Here is a 19,167-nt window from a genome sequence, read left to right on the forward strand (position 1 = left end):
TATCCAAATTATATTAAACCGACTATATTTATAGTTTCATCATTCACATAAATCATCATATATTGCCAAGACTATAGGGCAATTAAGAATAAAGATGACTTAAACAAAAATCATGTTTAAACTTTTGTTATTGATGAAATCAAGCGCGATACCACCGCCACGACTAACGCAGGTCAACGGGTCTTCTGCTACCGTTACTGGCAAACCGGTCTCTTGCGAGATAAGTTTGTCTAAGTCACGTAATAGTGCGCCGCCACCTGTCAATACAATGCCACGCTCAGCGATGTCCGATGATAACTCTGGAGGAGTCTGCTCAAGTGCTACTTTTACAGCGCTAACAATACCGCTCAATGGATCAGTCAACGCTTTTTGCACTTCTTCTGAATTGACAGTAAAGGTCTTTGGCACACCTTCTGCCATGCTACGACCACGAACTTCTACTTCTAGTTGGCTGTCTTCATTCAATGCAGAACCGACTTCTTTTTTGATGCGCTCAGCGGTTGTCTCACCGATGACACAACCATGCGTACGGCGTACATGAGTGATGATCGCTTCATCAAACATATCGCCACCGATACGAATCGACTCAGCATATACGCAACCAGATAGTGCGATAACAGCAATCTCAGTCGTACCACCACCGATGTCCACCACCATAGAACCACTGGCTTCATGAACTGGCATACCAGCACCGATAGCCGCAGCCATCGGCTCTTCTAGCAATAGTACTTTGCTCGCACCTGCTGATGATACTGCCTCACGAATCGCCTTGCGCTCAACTAGAGTAGACTTACATGGTACACAAACCACGACGTTAGGCTGTGCCATAAAACGCTTGGCTTTTACTTTAGCGATAAAGTGCTTAAGCATTTTTTGCGTCACTTCAAAATCAGCAATCACACCGTCTTTCAACGGGCGAATCGCTGTGATGTTCGCAGGCGTACGACCTAGCATCTGCTTGGCATCGATACCAACAGCGGCGACGGTCGGGTTCTGAGTACGATTGCTTCGTAACGCGACCACCGTAGGCTCGTCAAGAACGACGCCTTTATTAGGAATAAAAATTAGGGTGTTCGCAGTACCGAGGTCGATAGCGATATTATTTGATAAAAATCCAAACAGGTTCATGACTAATATATCCAGCGTCTTACGAATGAGGCGAATGAGATTGACTGAGGTGTTACTCGTCAGTGTTGAGCAGGTCGTCGTTAAACATTACTTGTGGCAACAGTTAATCATCCCAACAAGTCAAAATCCAAGCAATAATAATGAAATGAAAAAACTGAGCTAAATTATACCGATTTAGCTCAAAAAAAACATAGATATTTGCATCAGTAAGTAAGGATTTTTGTCTTAGACGCCAAAAGTTGTTACAAAGTTTGAAATAGTAGTGAATATCATTCAACTCAATGAAACATCATTTAATCTGATAACTAACAAGGCTCTACAGGCAGATGAATGTTTTGCTTAATAGCAGATGCATACTGTAACGTATTTTAGAAGCTAATTGGAGAGCAATTGAGGAACAATGATGAATTAGGGGGTCAGTTTTGCAATTCTCTGTAAATCATTGTGTCTTAATTGGCATTATGGCTTGGATGACACCATATCTTATTCAATATTACGTCTTCATCAATTCAGACTGTTGGTTGAGATTGTGCATCAATCAAGCGTCATGCTCTGTAAACTTGAGTCAGATGCTTTATAATAAGCTCACTTACTATTTATATCTATTTTAATTGTTTCTATTTTAGCGCTTACGTATTTTCGTTTTCGTAAACTACTCTAACAAAAACTGTCCTTAACTGGAGAAACTATGTCTCAGCAGCCAGCAACGTCTGACAGCAACGTCAGCCGTGAAGAAATCCTAGAAGTTGCCAACCTTGCCCGCTTAGGTGTCGATGAAAGTACAGCCGATAGCTATGCTGATGATATCAGTAAAGTATTAAAACTGATGAATACGCTATCTAACGTTGATACCACAGACATCAAGCCACTAGCCAATATCCATGAAGTTTGCCAAGAGTTGCGTGCTGATGTGGCAAAACACGACATCAATCGTGAGCGTAATCAGTCAGTCGCACCTGCCGTAGAAGAAGGCTTATATCTAGTGCCTCAGGTGATTGAATAATAGTGGCTGAATAACACAATCACGCATTTGCCATTATCTCATTTTATTTTATGCTATTAACATTTTGACGGACGACACCTTATGTCTGAACTTCATTTATTAAGTACCGAGCAGCTCATTACTGGCTTGCAAAACAAACAATTTAGCAGCGCGGAATTAACCGAGCATTACATCAAGCGTATCGATGCGCTAGACAGCAAGATTAACAGCTTTATCACTCATACTTCTGAGACTGCACGCGCACAAGCACAAGCGGCAGACGAGATGCGCGCACAAGGCGATCAGCGTCCGCTACTTGGTGTACCAATGGCGCACAAAGACATCTTCTGTACTCAGGGCGTACTGACCACTTGTGGCTCAAAGATGCTGCACAACTTTGTCTCACCATATGACGCGACCATCGTTTCTAACATCGATAAGGCTGGCATGATTAGCTTAGGTAAGCTCAATATGGATGAGTTTGCGATGGGCTCAGACAACAGTAGCTCTTACTACGGTACGGTACAAAACCCTTGGAACCTAGAGCGCGTCCCTGGTGGCTCGTCAGGTGGTAGTGCTGCTGCTGTTGCCGCAGGTTTTGTCCCTGTTGCTACCGGTAGTGATACGGGTGGCTCTATTCGTCAGCCTGCTTCATTCTGCGGCCTAACAGGTATTAAGCCGACTTATGGCCGTGTGTCACGCTTTGGTATGATTGCCTACGCTTCAAGTCTAGATCAAGCAGGTAGCATGGGGCGCAGCGCTAAAGATTGCGCCTATCTGCTCCAGCCGATGATTGGTCATGATCCACGCGATGCAACTTCTATCAAATACGAGATGCCTGACTACGTACAAGATATCAATGATGCCCAAGCTGCTGCTGGTGATAAGCCATTTGACGGTCTTCGTATTGGTGTAGCCAAAGAATACTTCGGTACAGGGCTTGATAGCGAAGTTGAGCAAGCAGTACGTGCGGCTCTGAAGAAATATGAAGAGCTTGGTGCAACGATTGTAGAAGTGAACATCACTGATCCTGAGATCACGCTTGCCACTTACTATATGCTAGCGCCTGCCGAAGCATCATCTAACCTATCGCGCTTCGATGGCGTACGTTTTGGCTATCGCTGTGAAAACCCAACGGACCTTATCGATCTATACACGCGCTCACGCTCCGAAGGCTTTGGCCCTGAAGTACAGCGCCGTATCTTGACAGGGACGTATGCGCTATCGGCTGGCTACTTCGATGCTTACTATACTAAAGCACAGAAGATTCGCCGTTTGATCGTTAAAGACTTTGATGAAGCATTTGCTAGCTGTGATGTGATTGCTAGCCCAACCGCACCAACTGCTGCCTATAAATTAAGCGACAATCTCGACCCTGCGACCATGTACTTAGGTGATATTTATACCATCGCAGTCAACTTAGCGGGTCTGCCTGCACTTAGCCAACCGGTTGGTTTGACTACAGAAGGTCTACCAATTGGCTTGCAATTAATCGGTAAGCATTGGCAAGAGAGTCAACTGCTCACGACTGCGCATCTGTTCCAGCAGCATACTGATCATCACCTACAACACTCTACCATCGCAAAGGAGACGGTATAATGAGTACAGTTACTACTGATAACAATGCCGTCCGTGAACACGCCGTGCGTAAAGAGCTATTTGTCGATGGCTATGAAGTGGTCATCGGTATCGAGATTCACTGCCAGCTAAATACGGAAAGTAAGATCTTCTCAAGTGCGCCGACTGATTTTGGTCATGAGCCAAACAGCCAAGCTAGCATCGTCGATTTGGGTTTGCCTGGCGTATTACCAGTGCTAAATGCTGGTGTGGTCGATCGCGCGCTAAAATTCGGCATCGGCGTCAATGCTGAGTTAGGTCTATTTAATACGTTTGACCGCAAAAACTACTTCTACCCTGATTTGCCTAAGGGCTATCAAATCACCCAGATGGCCAATCCTATCGTAGGTGAAGGCTACATCGATGTCGTGGTAAATGAGGGCGAAAAGAACGAATACCCTAAACGTATGGGTATCACCCGCGCGCATCTAGAAGAAGATGCTGGTAAATCTGTACATGACGCTGTCGATGGTATGACGGGTGTGGATTTGAACCGTGCTGGTACGCCACTGATCGAAATCGTCTCTGAGCCAGACATGCGCTCAGCCCACGAAGCACTTGCCTATATTAAAGCCATTCATCAGCTAGTTACTTGGCTAGGTATCTCAGACGCAGTAATGGCTGAAGGCTCATTCCGCTGTGATTGTAACGTCTCTGTGCGCAGACCAGGTGATGAGCTTGGTACGCGTACTGAGCTAAAGAACTTAAACTCGTTCCGCTTTATCGAACGTGCTATCAATCGTGAAATCGAACGTCAAATCGATATCTTAGAAGATGGTGGCAAAGTCGTTCAAGCGACGATGCTGTATGATCCAGAGCGTGATGAAACTCGCACCATGCGTACAAAAGAAGACGCCAACGACTATCGCTATTTCCCTGATCCTGACCTGCTGCCTGTCCGTATCGAGCAGCATACGGTTGATGAGATCAAAGCAGCGATGCCAGAGCTACCAGTCGCTCGTCGTGCACGCTTTGAAGAAGCGCTTGGTTTGTCAGAATATGACGCTCGTATCTTGACTGGTAGTCGTCAAATTGCTGACTACTTCGAAGATGTGGTGGCTGAAATCGGTCAGCAAGATGCCAAAATGGCTGGCAACTGGGTCATGGGCGACTTGCTCGGCGCACTGAACAAAGATGACACCGACATCATCGACTCCCCTATCAGCGCCAAACAATTGGCTGGCATGCTCAAGCGTATCAAAGATGACACGCTATCTGGCAAACTGGCTAAGAAAGTCTTTAGTGCTCTATATGAGCGCGAAGGCGGCGATGGTGATGATGCAGCAGATAAAATCATCAAAGACAAAGGCCTTAAGCAAGAAACCGATACTGGTGCTATCAAAGCGATGGTAGAAGAAATCATCGCAAAAAATGAAGCGATGGTCGAAGAGTATCGCGGCGGTAAAGAAAAAGCCTTTAACGGTCTGGTCGGTCAGGTCATGAAAGCCAGTCGCGGTAGTGCTAACCCACAGCAAGTGAACCAAATTCTAAAAGAATTATTGGGTTAACATTGGCTGCTAAGCGATTATACTGACTATGCTAGGCGGAATAATATTGTAGAGTTTGGCTGCTATAAATAGCCCTTGCAATATACATAATTTTGCGTAAAATAGTCAGTCACTCGGGGCGTAGCGCAGTCTGGTAGCGCACTACACTGGGGGTGTAGTGGTCGCAGGTTCAAATCCTGCCGTTCCGACCAAACATAGCAGTAAAGAGAAAAGCCAATCATTGTTTTCAATGGTTGGCTTTTTTTGTGCTAAATTTGACTGGTGATTGTATGATGTTTTGATTGAGCAAATAATAATAAAAATCTTGCAAGGCATGATGAATAATCTAAAGCCAGTCATCCATATAGCTTTAGGCTGGTTTGTCTTATATCTACTTTGATTTAATGGTGTGTAGAGGTGTGAATTGTGACTTATTTTTTTTCTGATATTCAAAAAGGTTATGATACCCACATGGAACTTGCTTCCTTGTTAGACGTACTTATATCTATATCCGAATATCCTATATGTTCTGCTATTGAGTTCTTGCAATATCACGATTTTCAAAAGAAGATTAAATTTTATTACTTAGAAGATATAAGTTATAAACCTATTGAACTAATGGGAGCTGAAAATATTGTCAATAATACTCTTTACGAAATTAATAGTGATTATCCTTTAATAACAAAGGTGTTAACAGAGTTACCGCCTCACATTATGAACATAATATGTATAGTCTAATCCAAATAAAACCGATACAATCCTATTAACAATTGCATTTAATGAAATAAACGATGACTTATTCAATAGACTATCGCAAACAGGTACTTTCTAGCATCACTGATGGTATGACCATACGAGAAGCTGCGCTATTTTATGGACTTAGCACCAGCACCATTCACAGCTGGCAGAAGAAATTAGCGCCTAAAACAACCAGAAATAAAGCACCGACTAAAATACCTGATGACGCATTGATTGAAGACGTAAAAAGATACCCAGATGATTATAACTATGAAAGAGCTCGTCGCTTGAACTGTAGTAAAACGGGCATTTTTAATGCTTTAAAGCGTCTTGGTATCAGTCAAAAAAAAGACCTTGGAACATCCAAAAGCGTGTCCGATAAAAAGAGCGGTATTCCAGAGTAGGCTTGATCGCTTTACGCAGCAAGGCTACCCCATTGTCTATATGGATGAAAGCGGCTTTGAGGCTGAAACCATTCGTTCTCATGGCTATGCACCGATTGGTACACCCTGTATCGATAGCTACAACTGGCAAGCAAGAAAGCGAACCAACGTCATCGGAGCTCTCTATGAAAAGATGCTATTTGCGCTTGATTACGTTGAGCAGAATATCAATAGCACCATATTCTACGACTGGTGCAAACACACTTTAATTCCAAGTCTCAAGACTAAATGCGTGATTGTCATGGATAACGCTCGGTTTCATAAAAGCAAACGTATTCAAAAGCTACTCAACAGACATGGCCATCGTATTCTTTGGCTACCACCGTACAGCCCTGATCTAAACCCTATCGAGAAAAAATGGGCACAGGCTAAGTTTCTACGCCAAGGATGGATGGAGAATAATCTACCTAAACTGTTTCATGATATGGGCTGTATCGATTTTATAAAGACTTAACTATAAGCTTCGGCAAGGACTTTTACACAAAGATTCAAAATTTAAGTAAAGAATTAAATTAGATATAAAAAATTTAAATCAGAGTTAATTATATTTATATAACAGTATTTTCTAATTAAACTATATTATAAAGGTAATCATTATTAATATTTAATTATATAAAATACTATATGATAAAAAATTAAGGAAAAATATGTTTAATGTTACTATTTCTCTAAAAAATGATATTTTCTTTGGAGAGTTTCTAGCTGATAGTTACTTTTTCGAACCGTCTAAATATGATTATGCATTTTATTTATATAAGGGACATGAAAGAATAGCTACTAAAGCCTATTCTGAAAATACAGAAGCTATATTCGATATAGACAATCCATCTGGAATATTTTCTATTAAGGTAATTGTTAGAGATAAAGAACATGGCGATAAGCGATCATTTTATTCAGAGAAAATAAATTTCGATTGTTAATCTAATTATTGTTTTAAATTTTAGGATAGTTGTATGAATAATATGCAGATATTAGAAAAATATAAAGAACTTAGTGTATATGGTTTAATTTTAGAATTAGAAAAGAATAATGGAACTGAGATTAATACACGAGTAGCAGCTTATAATCTATTGAAAGCAGGCCGTATCATTGCAAAAAAATCAGTCAGTAAAACTCTTGGTTATTTACCAGATATTGCCTTTGACCTAAGTCGTCACGAAAGTGTTTATCGCATTGCAGCTTTTCTATATATAGATCTAGGCGAAAAACAAAAAGCATTGGAGTGTGTATCTTATTTGCATTATTACTATAAGGATCATGAGACTGAACCACATGCTCAATATAACCTCATCTTACAACAACTAATTAATGCCTTCGAAAATGAGTCAGAAATTAATGTATATATAGATAACGGGGAAAAAGAGTATCAAGAACAAAAGATATTAAATATTATTAAGGATTATCCTGAGTTTCTCTCAGAAACAGATATTACGGATCAAGCCACTTATTTCAGCAAAATATATCGTCGTTTAGGTATTAATGCAGTTTTTGCATCAATTATCAGTGATGTACGTTTTAATAGTCGTCAAAAAGCTATTCTGCTTATTAGAGCAAGTCGTGCTGTAGCAACAATATCTGATGAAGGTCCAAGTATTGAGTCTTTGTTTGCAAATAGGGCATTGGAGCTAGATACCTCAGATTCAGTGATAAAAAATAGCTATCAAGCTTATCTTAGAGCAGGTGACTTAAACAAACTTACGCAGTTGAAAGAGCAATATCCAGAGTTGCTGTAAATACATAATTTAGTGATTTCTGAGGTTACAGTGATACTAAAACTAGCGTTAGTAAGTGATGAGTTGACTGCCCAGTCTTTAAAAGCCACTAGTGCGATTAAGGTTGTAGAACAAAATCTTCGTTATCAGATATGGCGCAATAAAAAGCCTGATCTAATAGTTGTTGAGTCTGCTTGGCGAGGGTGTAAAGAATCATGGCGCTATAAGATAGCCAATTACCCTGACTATCCTGAGCGTAACAATGTCGAGCTGCGCAAACTGTTGGAGCTGGCAGACAAGTACAATGTGCCTGCTGTGTTTTGGAATAAAGAAGATGGTGCTCACTTTAATCGCTTTATCGATTCAGCCAGTTTATTTAAATATGTGTTGACGGTTGATTCCAATTGTGTAGATAGATACCAAGCGATATTGGGTGATAAAGTAAAAGTAGGGGTATTGCCCTTTGCGGTACAGCCTAAGTTTCACTATCCTGCTATATCACCGCCGCGTTACCGCAAGAGTCTATTTATCGGCAGTTACAGTAAGCATATTCATAACGCTCGCCAGCAGTGGCAAGATAGGATATTCAGTGCAGCATCGCCCTATGGACTAGACATCATAGATCGTAACTCAGATCGTAACCCTGACGTATACCGTTACCCAGATCTGCCCAATACCACAGTCTTTCCCAACGTCCCTCATAATCAAACGGGTGATATATATCGTCAGTACTCACACTGTATTAACGTAAATACAGTGACTGACTCGCCAAGCATGTTTTCTCGTCGTTTGATTGAGATTATGGCATGTGGAAGACTGGCTGTTAGCAACCCTAGCGTATCCATCAATACACGGTTTGAAGGGATGTGCGAGGTGGTTGAGAGTCGCGAGCAGGCAGATGAGCTATTTGCACAGCTATCGAGAGGCTATACCAAGCAGCAGATAGAGATGATGCGCTATGCCAGTCATCATGTACTAGAGAACTATAACTATGATCAATGGCTACAGCATATTATTGATTTTATTGATTTATAAATAGTTTGTATTGTTAGAAAACTATTGATCAAAAACCCCCGTGCTAGGTAACCTTAGCACGGGGGTTTCTTTTAAAATGTTTATGTCTACTCTAGTCAACAATCAATTGCTCTGGGCCACCTTCTTGCTGCGTTGCAAGATTTGCGACCATAGATAGGGCATGAGCTTGTTGATCTATCGGTTGTGTTACTGCTTCGCCTCTCGATCCTTCACGCAACCAATTTTTAGCTATGTCATCGCTGTTTTGGTTGTGCTGCTGATTTTGTAAATTATACCAAGCCAAATCATGATGCAAGCTGACCACGTCGCCCATGATAAGTAGAGCAGGCGTTGGTAGCTGAGCTTGCTCTTGTTTGGCAACAATCGTTGCAAGCGTACCTGTCAATACCTGCTGATTGGGCATACTCGCATTAGAGACGATAGCAATCGGCGTCTCGTTACTGCGTCCTGCATCAACCAAGCCTTCAGTCAAACGAGCCAGCGAATGCAGACCCATATAAAACACCACTGTCTCATCAGTATTCAAGAAGTTCTTAAAATTACTGTTGGGCGCGCCAGCCTTCAGAAACCCCGTCACAAAGCGCACTGATTGTGAATGATCACGGTGAGTTAAGGGAACGCCTGCATAGCTAGCGGCGGCATTGGCAGCGGTAATGCCTGGCACTACCTGATACGGGACGCCATGCGCTCGTAAGCTTTCTATCTCTTCTCCTCCGCGACCAAAGATAAACGGATCGCCACCTTTTAAGCGAACGACACGGCGACCCTGTTTCGCATGATTGACGAGTAGCTCATTGATACCTAATTGCGCAACTGTATGATTACTGCGTTTCTTACCGACAAATACTTTGTCCGCGTCACGGCGGCATAAGTCCAATACTTGCGGTGATACGAGCGCGTCATAAAATACAATATCCGCTTGCTGCATCAGACGCAGCGCTTTAAATGTCAACAGCTCTGGATCACCAGGGCCTGCGCCCACAATATAGACTTCACCAACGGCTGGTAACTCTTTTTCTGATTCATCAGATAGAGTAGCAGTAATCGTGTCTGACTCTTTCACCGCATTTGCATCGTCGCTTTTCTTACTGATAGCCGCTGCGGTACTATCCAAATCGGCTTGCAGTTGTGCAGTGGCTTCAGTTTCATTACCGGCGAACATCAGCTGACTGACCTGACCTTCAAACGCACGCTCCCAAAACTGACGACGTCCCGTGAGTGTTGGTATTTTGGCTTTAACTTCACTACGGAAGTCACCAGCCAGCTTTGCCAACTTACCATAGCCTTGCGGGATTAATGTCTCAAGGCGGGCCCGTAATAGACGTGCCAGTACCGGCGCTTTACCGTTTGATGAAATACCAATCACGATAGGATTACGATCGATAATGGCTGGAAAGATAAAGTCACATAAGTGCGGCGTGTCGACCACATTGACTGGAATGTTTAGCTCAGTCGCATCTGCATGAATCTGGTGATTGAGTGTTTCATCGTCAGTCGCGGCAATGATTACGCGTGCGCCTACCATATAGGTTTTGTTATAATTCTCATAGATAAACTGGTGCTTATCGTCAGTTAGCAAGGCTTGTAGCTCGTGGCTGATATCAGGTGCAAGTATAGCGATACAGGCACCTGCACGGCTGAGTAAGTCAGCTTTACGCAGTGCCACTTCGCCGCCGCCCACGATGAGCACTTTACGGTCTTCTAATTTAAAAAATAGCGGGAAGGTGTTCATAATGTCACCATATATTTAATTGTTTATTATAAAAGGATTTGAGGGATGCCGCCATTATGCGGTATCACAGGCACAGTCTCACCTAATGAATTGGCATTAGCATATTCGTTTTTGTCATGTTAATGATGGTTTTTTGTGAGAAAGGGAATAGGTTTTATGAGACATGATAGGCGTACTAGAGGTTTAGAAGGGCATAATTTTATATTTTTTAATTCAGAACAATTATGAATGCATCATGATGAGTCAAAACAATACGTTTAATAGACTAAAAAAATCAAGTACTGTCTTTTTCGGACTGATTTTAGGGTTGCTAGTTAGTTCAGATGTACTAGCAGAATGCGCGTTGGCTGAAGGTTATAAGTTACCAAATGGGGTTGTATTTGATGAACACTGTGAGTTTGATGGTGAACTCGCGCCCGTAATAAAAGGTAGTAAGTATGGATTCATCGATAAGCAAGGTGTGATAAAAATACCAACACAGTATGACTTTCCAATTGCTTTTGTAGAAGGTCTAGCAAGTGTTCATAAGGATAACTTATCCGGATACATTAATATGCAGGGTGAAGTTGTTATACCTCTCAAATACAGCCTTACTTATCCATTTGAAGACGGTTTAGCTGTAGTTGGGGTAGATAATAGAAGAGGAGTCATTGATAAACAGGGACAGATATATTCCGATAATGTACGATGATTTAATGGGTTTTAATGAGGGTTTATCTGCAGTTGAGAACGAAGGGAAGTATGGATACATTGATATTAATAATAAGTTAATTATTCCTTATGAATATGATTCTACTATTTCCTTTACAGAAGGCCTAGCAGCGGTTGAAAAAAATGAAAAGTTCGGATTTATAGATAGGCTAAATAATATCGTGATACCCATTGAATATTATAGTGTGACTTGGTTTTCAGGTGGTTTAGCCGTCGTTAATAATGATGATAAGTTTATGATCATTAATAGGTCGAATCAAGTAGTCAAAGAGCTAGACTATACAATGGTCTTCCCCTTCATTAACGGATTAGCACTTGTCTATGATAACGGTAAGCATGGATTTATTGACAAAAATGGTGATGTAGCAATTGAATTAGACTATGATGACATTCCATTTATTGATCCTTTTAAAGATGGTACCGCCTATGTCAAAAAAGATGGTGAATGGTTCTACATTAATAGACAAGGTAAACGTGTAGAAAAAAAGTTTTAAGTCCAATGAAAAACTGAAAAAAGCCCTTTCTTAAATGAAAGAAAGGGCTTTTCAAATTCATAAACAGCTAAAATTACAGCTGAGTATGCAAACCACACTCACGGCTTTCTTCTACCTTAGTTGGATCAAAGTAGTCATGCTCGTTTGGCAAGTTATGCTCTTCTAGATATACATCTAAATCAGCATCTGTTTTTTCAAACAATGGCGCTACTTTTAGCACGCCGTCTTTTGATAAGCTAAGTACGTCAAGACCTTGGCGGAACTCAGTTTGGTCTTTACGAATAGCATTGAACCACACGTCTGGCTTTAGCTCATCTAACGCACGGCGGAACGGCTCAAGTTTAACTTGCTCAGTGAACTCGTCATGCTGTGGGTTATCGATACCTGGAATACCATTCATCGTCGCGTCACGGTGTGCAGCCGTTTGCTTAGGAATATAAGTAACGACGTTTAGGTTCAAGTCATGGATAAGCTTGTTGGCAAATTGATAAGTAGCATCAGTGTTGTAGCCTGAGTCTACCCACAATACCGTGATATCAGGACGCTGTTTAGCAACCAAATGCAAAATCGCTGACTCATACGGACGGAAGTTGGTCGTAATGATTGGGTTTTTTGCTTGAGTCAGTGCCCACTCAACGATTTGCTCAGGTGATTTACCTTGCAGGTCTTGGTTGGCTTGGTCAAGATCTAGGTTTGGGTGTAATTGGCTCATAATACATTCCTTAATTGTTGTTAATATAAAAGTGTTGATTAAAAATATCGGGCATTACTATAAAATTAATGGTCAATGCGACAGCTATGCGACTGAAGTCTCTGACGATTGTGCAAACATCGGTAAATCTGAAGCGCTTCGACCGTCATAGCTACTGGCAAGGGCAGTAAAGGCTTGCTCAATGCCAAACTTAGAATCGGCTTCTAGGTCATGCTCGCTCAATACAAAGCTATCAACCCCAGTGCGTAGCATATAAGCAATTTGATCGCGGCCAAACGCGCCAGCCACTCGAATCTCGCCTGTATAACCGATTTGGCGCAGCGTACGTGCAAAGCTAAAGTGACGACCATCAGCGAACTTAGGCACATCAATCACGATAAGCGCGTGCGTTGATAAGAACTCACTAAGTCCTTCTAGTGCATCAGCGTCAGTATCGGCAGTAACCCACAATCCAAGTCGGCTACTGTGCTGTACGATCAGCTCATAAACTTCTTTGATCAGCCCACCAGCTTGTGCGCCTGTCGTATCTAATAGATCAACGAGTGGCACGATGACGTCCGGCTTCTCTTGTTTTTGTAGTAGCTCAAGCAACGTAACGTTAGTCGATACAATGCTTTCTGGCAGTGCATCAGTGGTGAGTACATGCCATGTATCTTGACTGCCAATATCGACGCCATGACTGTCCAAAATATGGTGATTAGCCATAGACCTTCTCCTTAAATGGATCAATACCAACGCGCTCAACCAATTGACCAAAGCTTTCTACATCATTATCAGTGCTGGCACGTAAGTCCACATAGACATCAACGATCTGCTGTATGGTGTTTGCGACCTCAAGGGCAGGCACAGATTTTCCTAGGATTTTACCAAGTTTGGCATCGTCGCTAGAGTTGCCGCCAAGGCTGATCTGATACCAATGTTCGCCTTTTTTATCGACGCCCAAGATACCAATATCGCCTGTATGATGGTGCGCACAAGCATTGATACAGCCAGACATGTTCAGGCGAATCTCACCCAAATCATATAGATAGTCTAAGTCATCGAACTGTTTTTCGATTTGCTCAGCGATGTTGTGCGTCGTTGCATTGGCAAGCGAGCAGTAATCCCAACCTGGGCAGACAATCATATCCGTTAGGGTATTGATGTTTGCGCGCGCTAAATGCAACTCTGATAGCTGCTGCCACAATTCATAAAGCTTATTGGTCTCCACATCAGCGAATACTAGATTCTGCTGATAAGTACCACGCAGCTCACCAAAGCTATACTTGTCAGAAAGATCAGCCAAGGCATCCATCTGTGATTCACTGACATCACCAGATGGTACATATTTGCCATCGACCAAGCCTGCTTTGAGAGAAATAACCACGGCACGATAACCAGCTACTTTATGAGCGACGGTGTTTTGGTTGTACCAATTGGCAAAGTCTTTATCAGCGTTTAGTTGCTGTTGTAGCTCAGACTGTACTTGTAGTGCGTCGAATGATGCATAGTCAGGTTCACTAAAGAAGCCAGTTGCCGTTGCAAAATTCTCATCAGTCAAAGTAAGCGGGCCATCTTTGGTATGAGCTTCCCACTCAGCATTGACCAATTTGGCAAAGGCTGGACCGCCCATGCTTTCGACCAAAATTTTGATACGTGATCTGTATTTGCTGCCTTTGTCACGGCGACCGTGCAAGTTATAGACACGCAAGATGGCGTCTAAATAACTCAGCAGATGCTGACGTGGCAAGAATTTATTGATGACTTTACCAAGAACAGGGATACGTCCAAGACCGCCACCAACCAATACTTCAAAACCAATCTCACCTTCATCATTGGTTTTTACGTGTAGACCGACATCATGTACTTGGGTTGCCGCGCGGTCATCATTAGTGCCGATGACAGCAATCTTAAATTTACGCGGCAAAAAAGCAAACTCAGGGTGGAAGGTTGACCACTGACGAATAATTTCACAATAAGGACGTGGATCAGCGATTTCTTCTTTATGAATACCAGCATATGGATCGGTAGTGGTATTACGAATACAGTTGCCCGAGGTTTGGATAGCATGCATCTGTACTGAGGCTAATTCAGCCAAAATATCTGGCACATCTTCTAGCTTTGGCCAGTTCAGCTGGATATTGGTACGCGTCGTGAAGTGTCCATAGCCTTTATCATATTTGCGAGTAATTTCGGCCAGTTTGCGCAACTGGTAGCTGGCAAGCAAACCGTAAGGAATCGCGATACGCAACATCGGCGCATAACGCTGGATGTATAGGCCGTTTTGCAACCGTAATGGCAAAAACTGCTCTTCTGGCAGCTCACCTGCCAAAAACCGCTCGGTTTGGTCGCGAAATTGGGCAACTCGTTCCTCTACCAAAGTCTGGTCAGCGTAATTATATTGATACATGACGTAATCTCAGTTTTGTTTTTAATCTTAAAATCAGCGACGAAAATGATTTGCGTGTGTAATAGGTTTTATTGCCGTTCGCAATGTAAATAATTCAGCTATACATCATATAAGCTTGTACCCAGAAACATAAATTCCTTTCAGACATATCCATATCCAAACACAGCATAAATTTTCATAACGAAAGTTAGGTAGCCTATGCGTATCAAATTTAATGCCCAATCGTTAGTACGCTATTTATTATATATCGACGGCTTTCTTCTCAGTTTTGTAAATTTAATCATTTTTGCATTTTTGCTCATCTCTTCCAACCATTCTTTTTATAAGAGGTTTTAATAACTATATGTCTCAAACTCAAAGCCCAACCCAATCCCAATTCAAATCAAAGCTGGTTCCTCCACACGGTAGTGCAGAGCTTAAGCCACTATTATTAAACGGTGCAGCACGCGATCAAGCATTAGAGCTTGCCAGCACATTGCCTACCATCACCCTAAGCTCACGTGAGCGCGGTGATTTAATCATGTTCGGTATTGGTGGTTTTACTCCGTTAAATGGTTTTATGAATCAAGCGGACTGGCAGGGCGTAGTAGACAACATGCGCTTGCAAAGCGGCGAAAACGCAGGTTTATTTTGGCCAATCCCTATCACCTTGTCTGCGCCAAAAGAGACTGCGGATAATTTGAGCCAAGGTGACAAAGTAGCATTGGTCGCTCAAGATGGTGAAGTCATGGGTATCTTGACGGTAGAAGAGACTTATACCATCGATAAAGAGCACGAGTGTCAGCAAGTATTTACGACCACGGATTCAGAGCATCCAGGCGTACAACAAGTATTGAACCAAGAAGCCGTCAATATTGCCGGTAGTGTTGAAGTACTTAGCGAAGGTGAGTTCCCAACGTTATATCCAGAAATCTACAAAACGCCAGCAGAAACGCGCGCAATTTTGGATGCTAAAGGCTGGAAAACAGTGGCGGCATTCCAAACGCGTAATCCAATGCACCGCTCACATGAGTATCTGGCTAAAATTGCAATTGAAATCTGTGATGGTGTATTGATTCATTCATTATTAGGCGCATTGAAACCTGGCGACATCCCAGCAGAAGTTCGTCAAGAAGCCATCAAAACGCTAATTGATAACTACTTTAGACAAGATACCGTTATTCAAGCGGGCTATCCATTGGATATGCGCTATGCTGGTCCACGTGAGGCATTATTACATGCGCTATTCCGTCAAAACTACGGCTGTAGCCATCTGATTGTCGGTCGTGATCATGCGGGTGTTGGCGATTACTACGGTGCGTTTGATGCGCAAACTATTTTTGAGCACGTTGGTAAAGATGACCTTATCACTCAGCCGCTCAAAATTGGCTGGACGTTCTGGTGTAATGCTTGTAATGCGATGGCCTCTGACAAGACTTGCCCGCATAACGCCTCTGAGCACGTTAAAGTGTCAGGTACCAAGCTGCGTAAAGCGCTATCAGAAGACGAAGATGTACCAGATAACTTTAGCCGTCCAGAAGTACTACAGATTTTGCGTGACTACTATGCTGGTATCGCAAAAGAAGAGCGTGCTGAGGTGAAATTAACGGGTGCATCTGCGGTATAAGGGCAGATCATCAGTATAAATAACTCGTACTGAATCAGTCGTAAAAAAGGTGTCAGACTTATTGTCTGGCACCTTTTTGTTTTTATCACTATTTTTAAAATGGAAAACAACTTAACACATGCTAGCGATGACTATTAAATATCTAAACCTACTGCTAGCTTCTTATATTCTCCAGCAAGCGAGCCGCCACCTGAGCAAAAATAGTTCAGTGCATACTTATCTGGGCTGTCGATGATGAGGGTGTCGTCCTTAAATTGGAAAAAAGTCGTACTGCCATTTACCTTTGCCTGAAAAATCGTACCGTGAGCAGTATCTTGCCCCATTAATGTCGCCTTACCATCGAAATGACAAGTAGGTTTTTTGATATCGTTGCGTGAGCGAACTTTAATGTCAATCTGTCGATCACCATCTGCTCGTACCATCACGCCAACCCAATCATAGCCTTGCGCTCGTTTGTCGTAGTCGGCAGTAGCGTAATCCGCTGAAACCTTGTTTGTTGAAACTTTATCTGTTGAAAATCTGTCTGCTGAGACATTGTCACCTAAGATATTACCTTGAATAGCTAGCAAGGTAGATGTTGTACTGGCAACTGATTTGACCTTGCTGTGGTTAGCGCTGTTCATAGTGGGCGACACGTTATTACAGCCTGTTAAAGCAGCTAGGGTAGAGGTCATTATTATTAGCCCTACAATAGAATGAAATTGATGGTATGAAGTATTCATATAAGGGCCTTTGGTCAAGTAGGAGAGTAAGGTTTGCATAGTATCGGGATAATGAAAGTATCATTGATACAGCAAACTTTATGACGTACAAATAATGGTACAGCCTACCCAAATCATAGTCTACTTAATAAACCTGCCAGCAACTATTCAACTCATTTTATTCTTAACGATGCAAAACGATTGCTCCTATCACTTATGCCAACTTCACTAGTCGATAAGCTAATTCGTCACTAAGCGTTTGCTATTTATGCTGCTAGCATAGCTTGCATCATCCCGACAACCGAACTCAAAAGATTGTAGGCTCTGTGATGATGGTCAAGATTTTGACAAAACGCTTCTAATACTTTTATCGAGAGCATCATGCAAAAAAAATTCCAACAAATCAGCATTGCTAGCATTCAATCAACTAATAATAAGCCTGTAAAAGCGCGTGTACTTGCCACCAGCGGTATGCTCGCAGCAGCGATGATAATGACAGGCTGTAGTCCAACAGAAGCGACGCAAGATGACGCGACGAATAATGCCAGTGGCGAGACGCAAGATGTCAATTTACTCAACGTTTCCTATGATGTGTCTCGCGACTTTTATAAAGACTACAACACCTTATTCAGTACCGACTATCAGAAGACTCATCCAAATAGCAAAGTAAATATCAATCAGTCACATGGCGGCTCTAGTAAGCAGGCGCTCTCTGTCGCCAATGGTTTGCAAGCGGATGTAGTGACCTTTAACCAAGAGAGCGATATGAATCTGTTGGTGGAAAAAGGCTTGGTCGCTGCTGACTGGCAACAAGCACTACCAAATAATGCCGTGCCGTATACTAGCACCATGGTATTACTGGTTCGCGCTGGTAATCCAAAAAACATAAAAGACTGGTCAGATTTGGCACGTAATGATGTCGATGTGGTCATCCCGAACCCGAAAACCAGTGGCACAGCGCGTTATGCCTTCTTGGGTGCTTATGGCTACGGCTTACACCAATTCAAAGAAAGCAGTAATGAAAATCCTGTAAAAACCAATGACTTTATCAAAAAACTACTGGCCAACGTCGTCACTTATGATAACGGTGCACGCGCTGCAACGACCAGCTTTACTCAGCGTGGTTTAGGTGATGTGCTGATCACGACCGAAAACGAAGCACATTTGACTGCCCAACAATTTGCAAAGGGTAACGTTGACATCGTATATCCGAGCTATTCGATTACGATTGCCAACCCAGTAGCAGTCGTAACGGCAGTGACTGAAAAATCTGGTAAGACAGAAGCAGCTAATGCTTATCTGAAAGGTTTATGGGATAAGCCTGCCCAAGAGCTCATGGCAAAAATGTATATGCGTCCAAGTGATGAGCAAATCCTAGCTGCTCACAAAGATACTTTGCCTGATATTGAGACGTTTGAACCTGTGGCTGTGTTTGGCTCATGGGCAGAGATTATGGATGCTTTCTTTGTAGATGGCGGCCGTTTTGATCAGCTGGCAAGTACTAAGTAGTCGTTAATTTTTAGTTTATAGAACTATCTATCTTAGCTGCTTTCAATGAAACGCGGACAAGATAGATAGGGCGCATGTCAGCATTCAAACCATCAATAAACAAACAGTCAGTTATACATATAGATTCTTTTGACAACTTATTGATATATCTGGCTTTGTTTACTGGTTATT

General features: G+C 42.3%; 19 protein-coding genes and 1 tRNA gene. 14 read left to right on the forward strand and 6 right to left on the reverse strand.

The genetic code is table 11. The features are described from left to right. Positions 1 to 99: 99 nt before the first annotated feature. Complete coding sequence (locus ACI2IW_RS09940; protein WP_082624553.1) at positions 100 to 1,128, reverse strand: rod shape-determining protein; 1,029 nt, start codon at positions 1,126 to 1,128, stop codon at positions 100 to 102. A gap of 34 nt (positions 1,129 to 1,162) precedes the next feature. On the opposite strand from ACI2IW_RS09940, the gene ACI2IW_RS09945 reads away from it, so the two are divergent. The 10 genes from ACI2IW_RS09945 to ACI2IW_RS09990 all read left to right on the forward strand — a co-directional run bounded on the left by ACI2IW_RS09945 (position 1,163) and on the right by ACI2IW_RS09990 (position 9,142). Then, positions 1,163 to 1,291 carry a hypothetical protein gene (locus ACI2IW_RS09945; RefSeq protein ID WP_404693541.1) on the forward strand — a complete coding sequence of 43 codons (129 nt, stop codon included), beginning with the start codon at positions 1,163 to 1,165 and terminating at the stop codon, positions 1,289 to 1,291. A gap of 525 nt (positions 1,292 to 1,816) precedes the next feature. Continuing rightward, a complete protein-coding gene (gatC, locus tag ACI2IW_RS09950) occupies positions 1,817 to 2,131 on the forward strand; it encodes an Asp-tRNA(Asn)/Glu-tRNA(Gln) amidotransferase subunit GatC (protein ID WP_404693542.1) in 315 nt (104 codons plus the stop codon). An 81-nt stretch (positions 2,132 to 2,212) separates the two neighbouring features. Continuing rightward, entirely contained in the window at positions 2,213 to 3,709 is a 1,497-nt protein-coding gene (gene gatA, locus ACI2IW_RS09955) for an Asp-tRNA(Asn)/Glu-tRNA(Gln) amidotransferase subunit GatA (RefSeq protein WP_160023587.1), read from the forward strand. After that, positions 3,709 to 5,235, forward strand: coding sequence for an Asp-tRNA(Asn)/Glu-tRNA(Gln) amidotransferase subunit GatB (gene gatB / locus ACI2IW_RS09960; RefSeq protein WP_404693543.1), 1,527 nt, complete (start codon positions 3,709 to 3,711; stop codon positions 5,233 to 5,235). Before gatA ends, gatB begins: the two co-directional genes overlap by 1 nt. A 114-nt stretch (positions 5,236 to 5,349) precedes the next feature. Continuing rightward, positions 5,350 to 5,426, forward strand: a tRNA-Pro gene (locus tag ACI2IW_RS09965). Between the two features lie 579 nt (positions 5,427 to 6,005). Continuing rightward, a complete protein-coding gene (locus tag ACI2IW_RS09970) occupies positions 6,006 to 6,356 on the forward strand; it encodes an IS630 transposase-related protein (RefSeq protein WP_240990684.1) in 351 nt (116 codons plus the stop codon). Further along, entirely contained in the window at positions 6,307 to 6,849 is a 543-nt protein-coding gene (locus tag ACI2IW_RS09975; protein ID WP_404693544.1) for an IS630 family transposase, read from the forward strand. Before ACI2IW_RS09970 ends, ACI2IW_RS09975 begins: the two co-directional genes overlap by 50 nt. Before the next feature lie 193 nt (positions 6,850 to 7,042). Beyond that, on the forward strand, positions 7,043 to 7,315 hold the full coding sequence (locus ACI2IW_RS09980) for a hypothetical protein (protein ID WP_404693545.1): 273 nt from the start codon (positions 7,043 to 7,045) through the stop codon (positions 7,313 to 7,315). 33 nt (positions 7,316 to 7,348) lie between these two features. After that, complete coding sequence (locus tag ACI2IW_RS09985) at positions 7,349 to 8,128, forward strand: hypothetical protein (RefSeq protein ID WP_404693546.1); 780 nt, start codon at positions 7,349 to 7,351, stop codon at positions 8,126 to 8,128. A gap of 30 nt (positions 8,129 to 8,158) precedes the next feature. Next, on the forward strand, positions 8,159 to 9,142 hold the full coding sequence (locus ACI2IW_RS09990; protein WP_404693547.1) for a glycosyltransferase: 984 nt from the start codon (positions 8,159 to 8,161) through the stop codon (positions 9,140 to 9,142). A 91-nt stretch (positions 9,143 to 9,233) separates the two neighbouring features. Here the strand turns inward: ACI2IW_RS09990 and cysG are convergent, their stop codons facing one another. Continuing rightward, entirely contained in the window at positions 9,234 to 10,874 is a 1,641-nt protein-coding gene (gene cysG, locus ACI2IW_RS09995; RefSeq protein ID WP_404693548.1) for a siroheme synthase CysG, read from the reverse strand. Between the two features lie 235 nt (positions 10,875 to 11,109). Here cysG and ACI2IW_RS10000 point away from each other — a divergent pair, with 235 nt between their 5' ends. Together ACI2IW_RS10000 and ACI2IW_RS10005 are read left to right on the forward strand one after the other, a co-directional pair. Then, positions 11,110 to 11,565 (forward strand): WG repeat-containing protein, encoded by a 456-nt coding sequence (locus ACI2IW_RS10000; protein ID WP_404693549.1) that lies wholly within the window; start codon positions 11,110 to 11,112, stop codon positions 11,563 to 11,565. Positions 11,566 to 11,569: 4 nt separating this feature from the next. After that, on the forward strand, positions 11,570 to 12,079 hold the full coding sequence (locus ACI2IW_RS10005) for a WG repeat-containing protein (RefSeq protein WP_404693550.1): 510 nt from the start codon (positions 11,570 to 11,572) through the stop codon (positions 12,077 to 12,079). 73 nt (positions 12,080 to 12,152) lie between these two features. Here the strand turns inward: ACI2IW_RS10005 and ACI2IW_RS10010 are convergent, their stop codons facing one another. The 3 genes from ACI2IW_RS10010 to ACI2IW_RS10020 form a co-directional block, all read right to left on the reverse strand. Continuing rightward, positions 12,153 to 12,791: a phosphoadenosine phosphosulfate reductase family protein gene (locus ACI2IW_RS10010; RefSeq protein WP_114700031.1), complete on the reverse strand. Its 639-nt coding sequence runs from the start codon at positions 12,789 to 12,791 to the stop codon at positions 12,153 to 12,155. Between the two features lie 84 nt (positions 12,792 to 12,875). Next, on the reverse strand, positions 12,876 to 13,496 hold the full coding sequence (locus tag ACI2IW_RS10015; RefSeq protein ID WP_404693551.1) for a DUF934 domain-containing protein: 621 nt from the start codon (positions 13,494 to 13,496) through the stop codon (positions 12,876 to 12,878). Then, on the reverse strand, positions 13,489 to 15,180 hold the full coding sequence (locus ACI2IW_RS10020; RefSeq protein ID WP_404693552.1) for a nitrite/sulfite reductase: 1,692 nt from the start codon (positions 15,178 to 15,180) through the stop codon (positions 13,489 to 13,491). Before ACI2IW_RS10020 ends, ACI2IW_RS10015 begins: the two co-directional genes overlap by 8 nt. A gap of 343 nt (positions 15,181 to 15,523) precedes the next feature. On the opposite strand from ACI2IW_RS10020, the gene sat reads away from it, so the two are divergent. Next, positions 15,524 to 16,786 carry a sulfate adenylyltransferase gene (gene sat / locus ACI2IW_RS10025; protein WP_404693553.1) on the forward strand — a complete coding sequence of 421 codons (1,263 nt, stop codon included), beginning with the start codon at positions 15,524 to 15,526 and terminating at the stop codon, positions 16,784 to 16,786. Positions 16,787 to 16,920: 134 nt separating this feature from the next. On the opposite strand, the gene ACI2IW_RS10030 is transcribed toward sat, so the two are convergent. Further along, positions 16,921 to 17,460 (reverse strand): hypothetical protein, encoded by a 540-nt coding sequence (locus tag ACI2IW_RS10030; RefSeq protein ID WP_404693554.1) that lies wholly within the window; start codon positions 17,458 to 17,460, stop codon positions 16,921 to 16,923. A gap of 408 nt (positions 17,461 to 17,868) precedes the next feature. Between ACI2IW_RS10030 and ACI2IW_RS10035 the strand changes: the two genes are divergently transcribed. Beyond that, entirely contained in the window at positions 17,869 to 18,996 is a 1,128-nt protein-coding gene (locus ACI2IW_RS10035; RefSeq protein ID WP_404693555.1) for a sulfate ABC transporter substrate-binding protein, read from the forward strand. Positions 18,997 to 19,167 lie beyond the last annotated feature (171 nt).

Source organism: Psychrobacter sp. NPDC078501, assembly GCF_044900935.1.
Classification (GTDB): domain Bacteria; phylum Pseudomonadota; class Gammaproteobacteria; order Pseudomonadales; family Moraxellaceae; genus Psychrobacter.

Coding starts and splice junctions, on each gene's coding strand:
- ACI2IW_RS09940 (WP_082624553.1), bottom strand. CDS start 1,128: ATGAACCTGTTTGGATTTTTATCAAATAATATCGCTATCGACCTCGGT.
- ACI2IW_RS09945 (WP_404693541.1), top strand. CDS start 1,163: ATGAGATTGACTGAGGTGTTACTCGTCAGTGTTGAGCAGGTCGTCGTT.
- gatC (WP_404693542.1), top strand. CDS start 1,817: ATGTCTCAGCAGCCAGCAACGTCTGACAGCAACGTCAGCCGTGAAGAA.
- gatA (WP_160023587.1), top strand. CDS start 2,213: ATGTCTGAACTTCATTTATTAAGTACCGAGCAGCTCATTACTGGCTTG.
- gatB (WP_404693543.1), top strand. CDS start 3,709: ATGAGTACAGTTACTACTGATAACAATGCCGTCCGTGAACACGCCGTG.
- ACI2IW_RS09970 (WP_240990684.1), top strand. CDS start 6,006: ATGACTTATTCAATAGACTATCGCAAACAGGTACTTTCTAGCATCACT.
- ACI2IW_RS09980 (WP_404693545.1), top strand. CDS start 7,043: ATGTTTAATGTTACTATTTCTCTAAAAAATGATATTTTCTTTGGAGAG.
- ACI2IW_RS09985 (WP_404693546.1), top strand. CDS start 7,349: ATGAATAATATGCAGATATTAGAAAAATATAAAGAACTTAGTGTATAT.
- cysG (WP_404693548.1), bottom strand. CDS start 10,874: ATGAACACCTTCCCGCTATTTTTTAAATTAGAAGACCGTAAAGTGCTC.
- ACI2IW_RS10000 (WP_404693549.1), top strand. CDS start 11,110: ATGATGAGTCAAAACAATACGTTTAATAGACTAAAAAAATCAAGTACT.
- ACI2IW_RS10005 (WP_404693550.1), top strand. CDS start 11,570: ATGGGTTTTAATGAGGGTTTATCTGCAGTTGAGAACGAAGGGAAGTAT.
- ACI2IW_RS10010 (WP_114700031.1), bottom strand. CDS start 12,791: ATGAGCCAATTACACCCAAACCTAGATCTTGACCAAGCCAACCAAGAC.
- ACI2IW_RS10015 (WP_404693551.1), bottom strand. CDS start 13,496: ATGGCTAATCACCATATTTTGGACAGTCATGGCGTCGATATTGGCAGT.
- ACI2IW_RS10020 (WP_404693552.1), bottom strand. CDS start 15,180: ATGTATCAATATAATTACGCTGACCAGACTTTGGTAGAGGAACGAGTT.
- sat (WP_404693553.1), top strand. CDS start 15,524: ATGTCTCAAACTCAAAGCCCAACCCAATCCCAATTCAAATCAAAGCTG.
- ACI2IW_RS10030 (WP_404693554.1), bottom strand. CDS start 17,460: ATGACCTCTACCCTAGCTGCTTTAACAGGCTGTAATAACGTGTCGCCC.
- ACI2IW_RS10035 (WP_404693555.1), top strand. CDS start 17,869: ATGCAAAAAAAATTCCAACAAATCAGCATTGCTAGCATTCAATCAACT.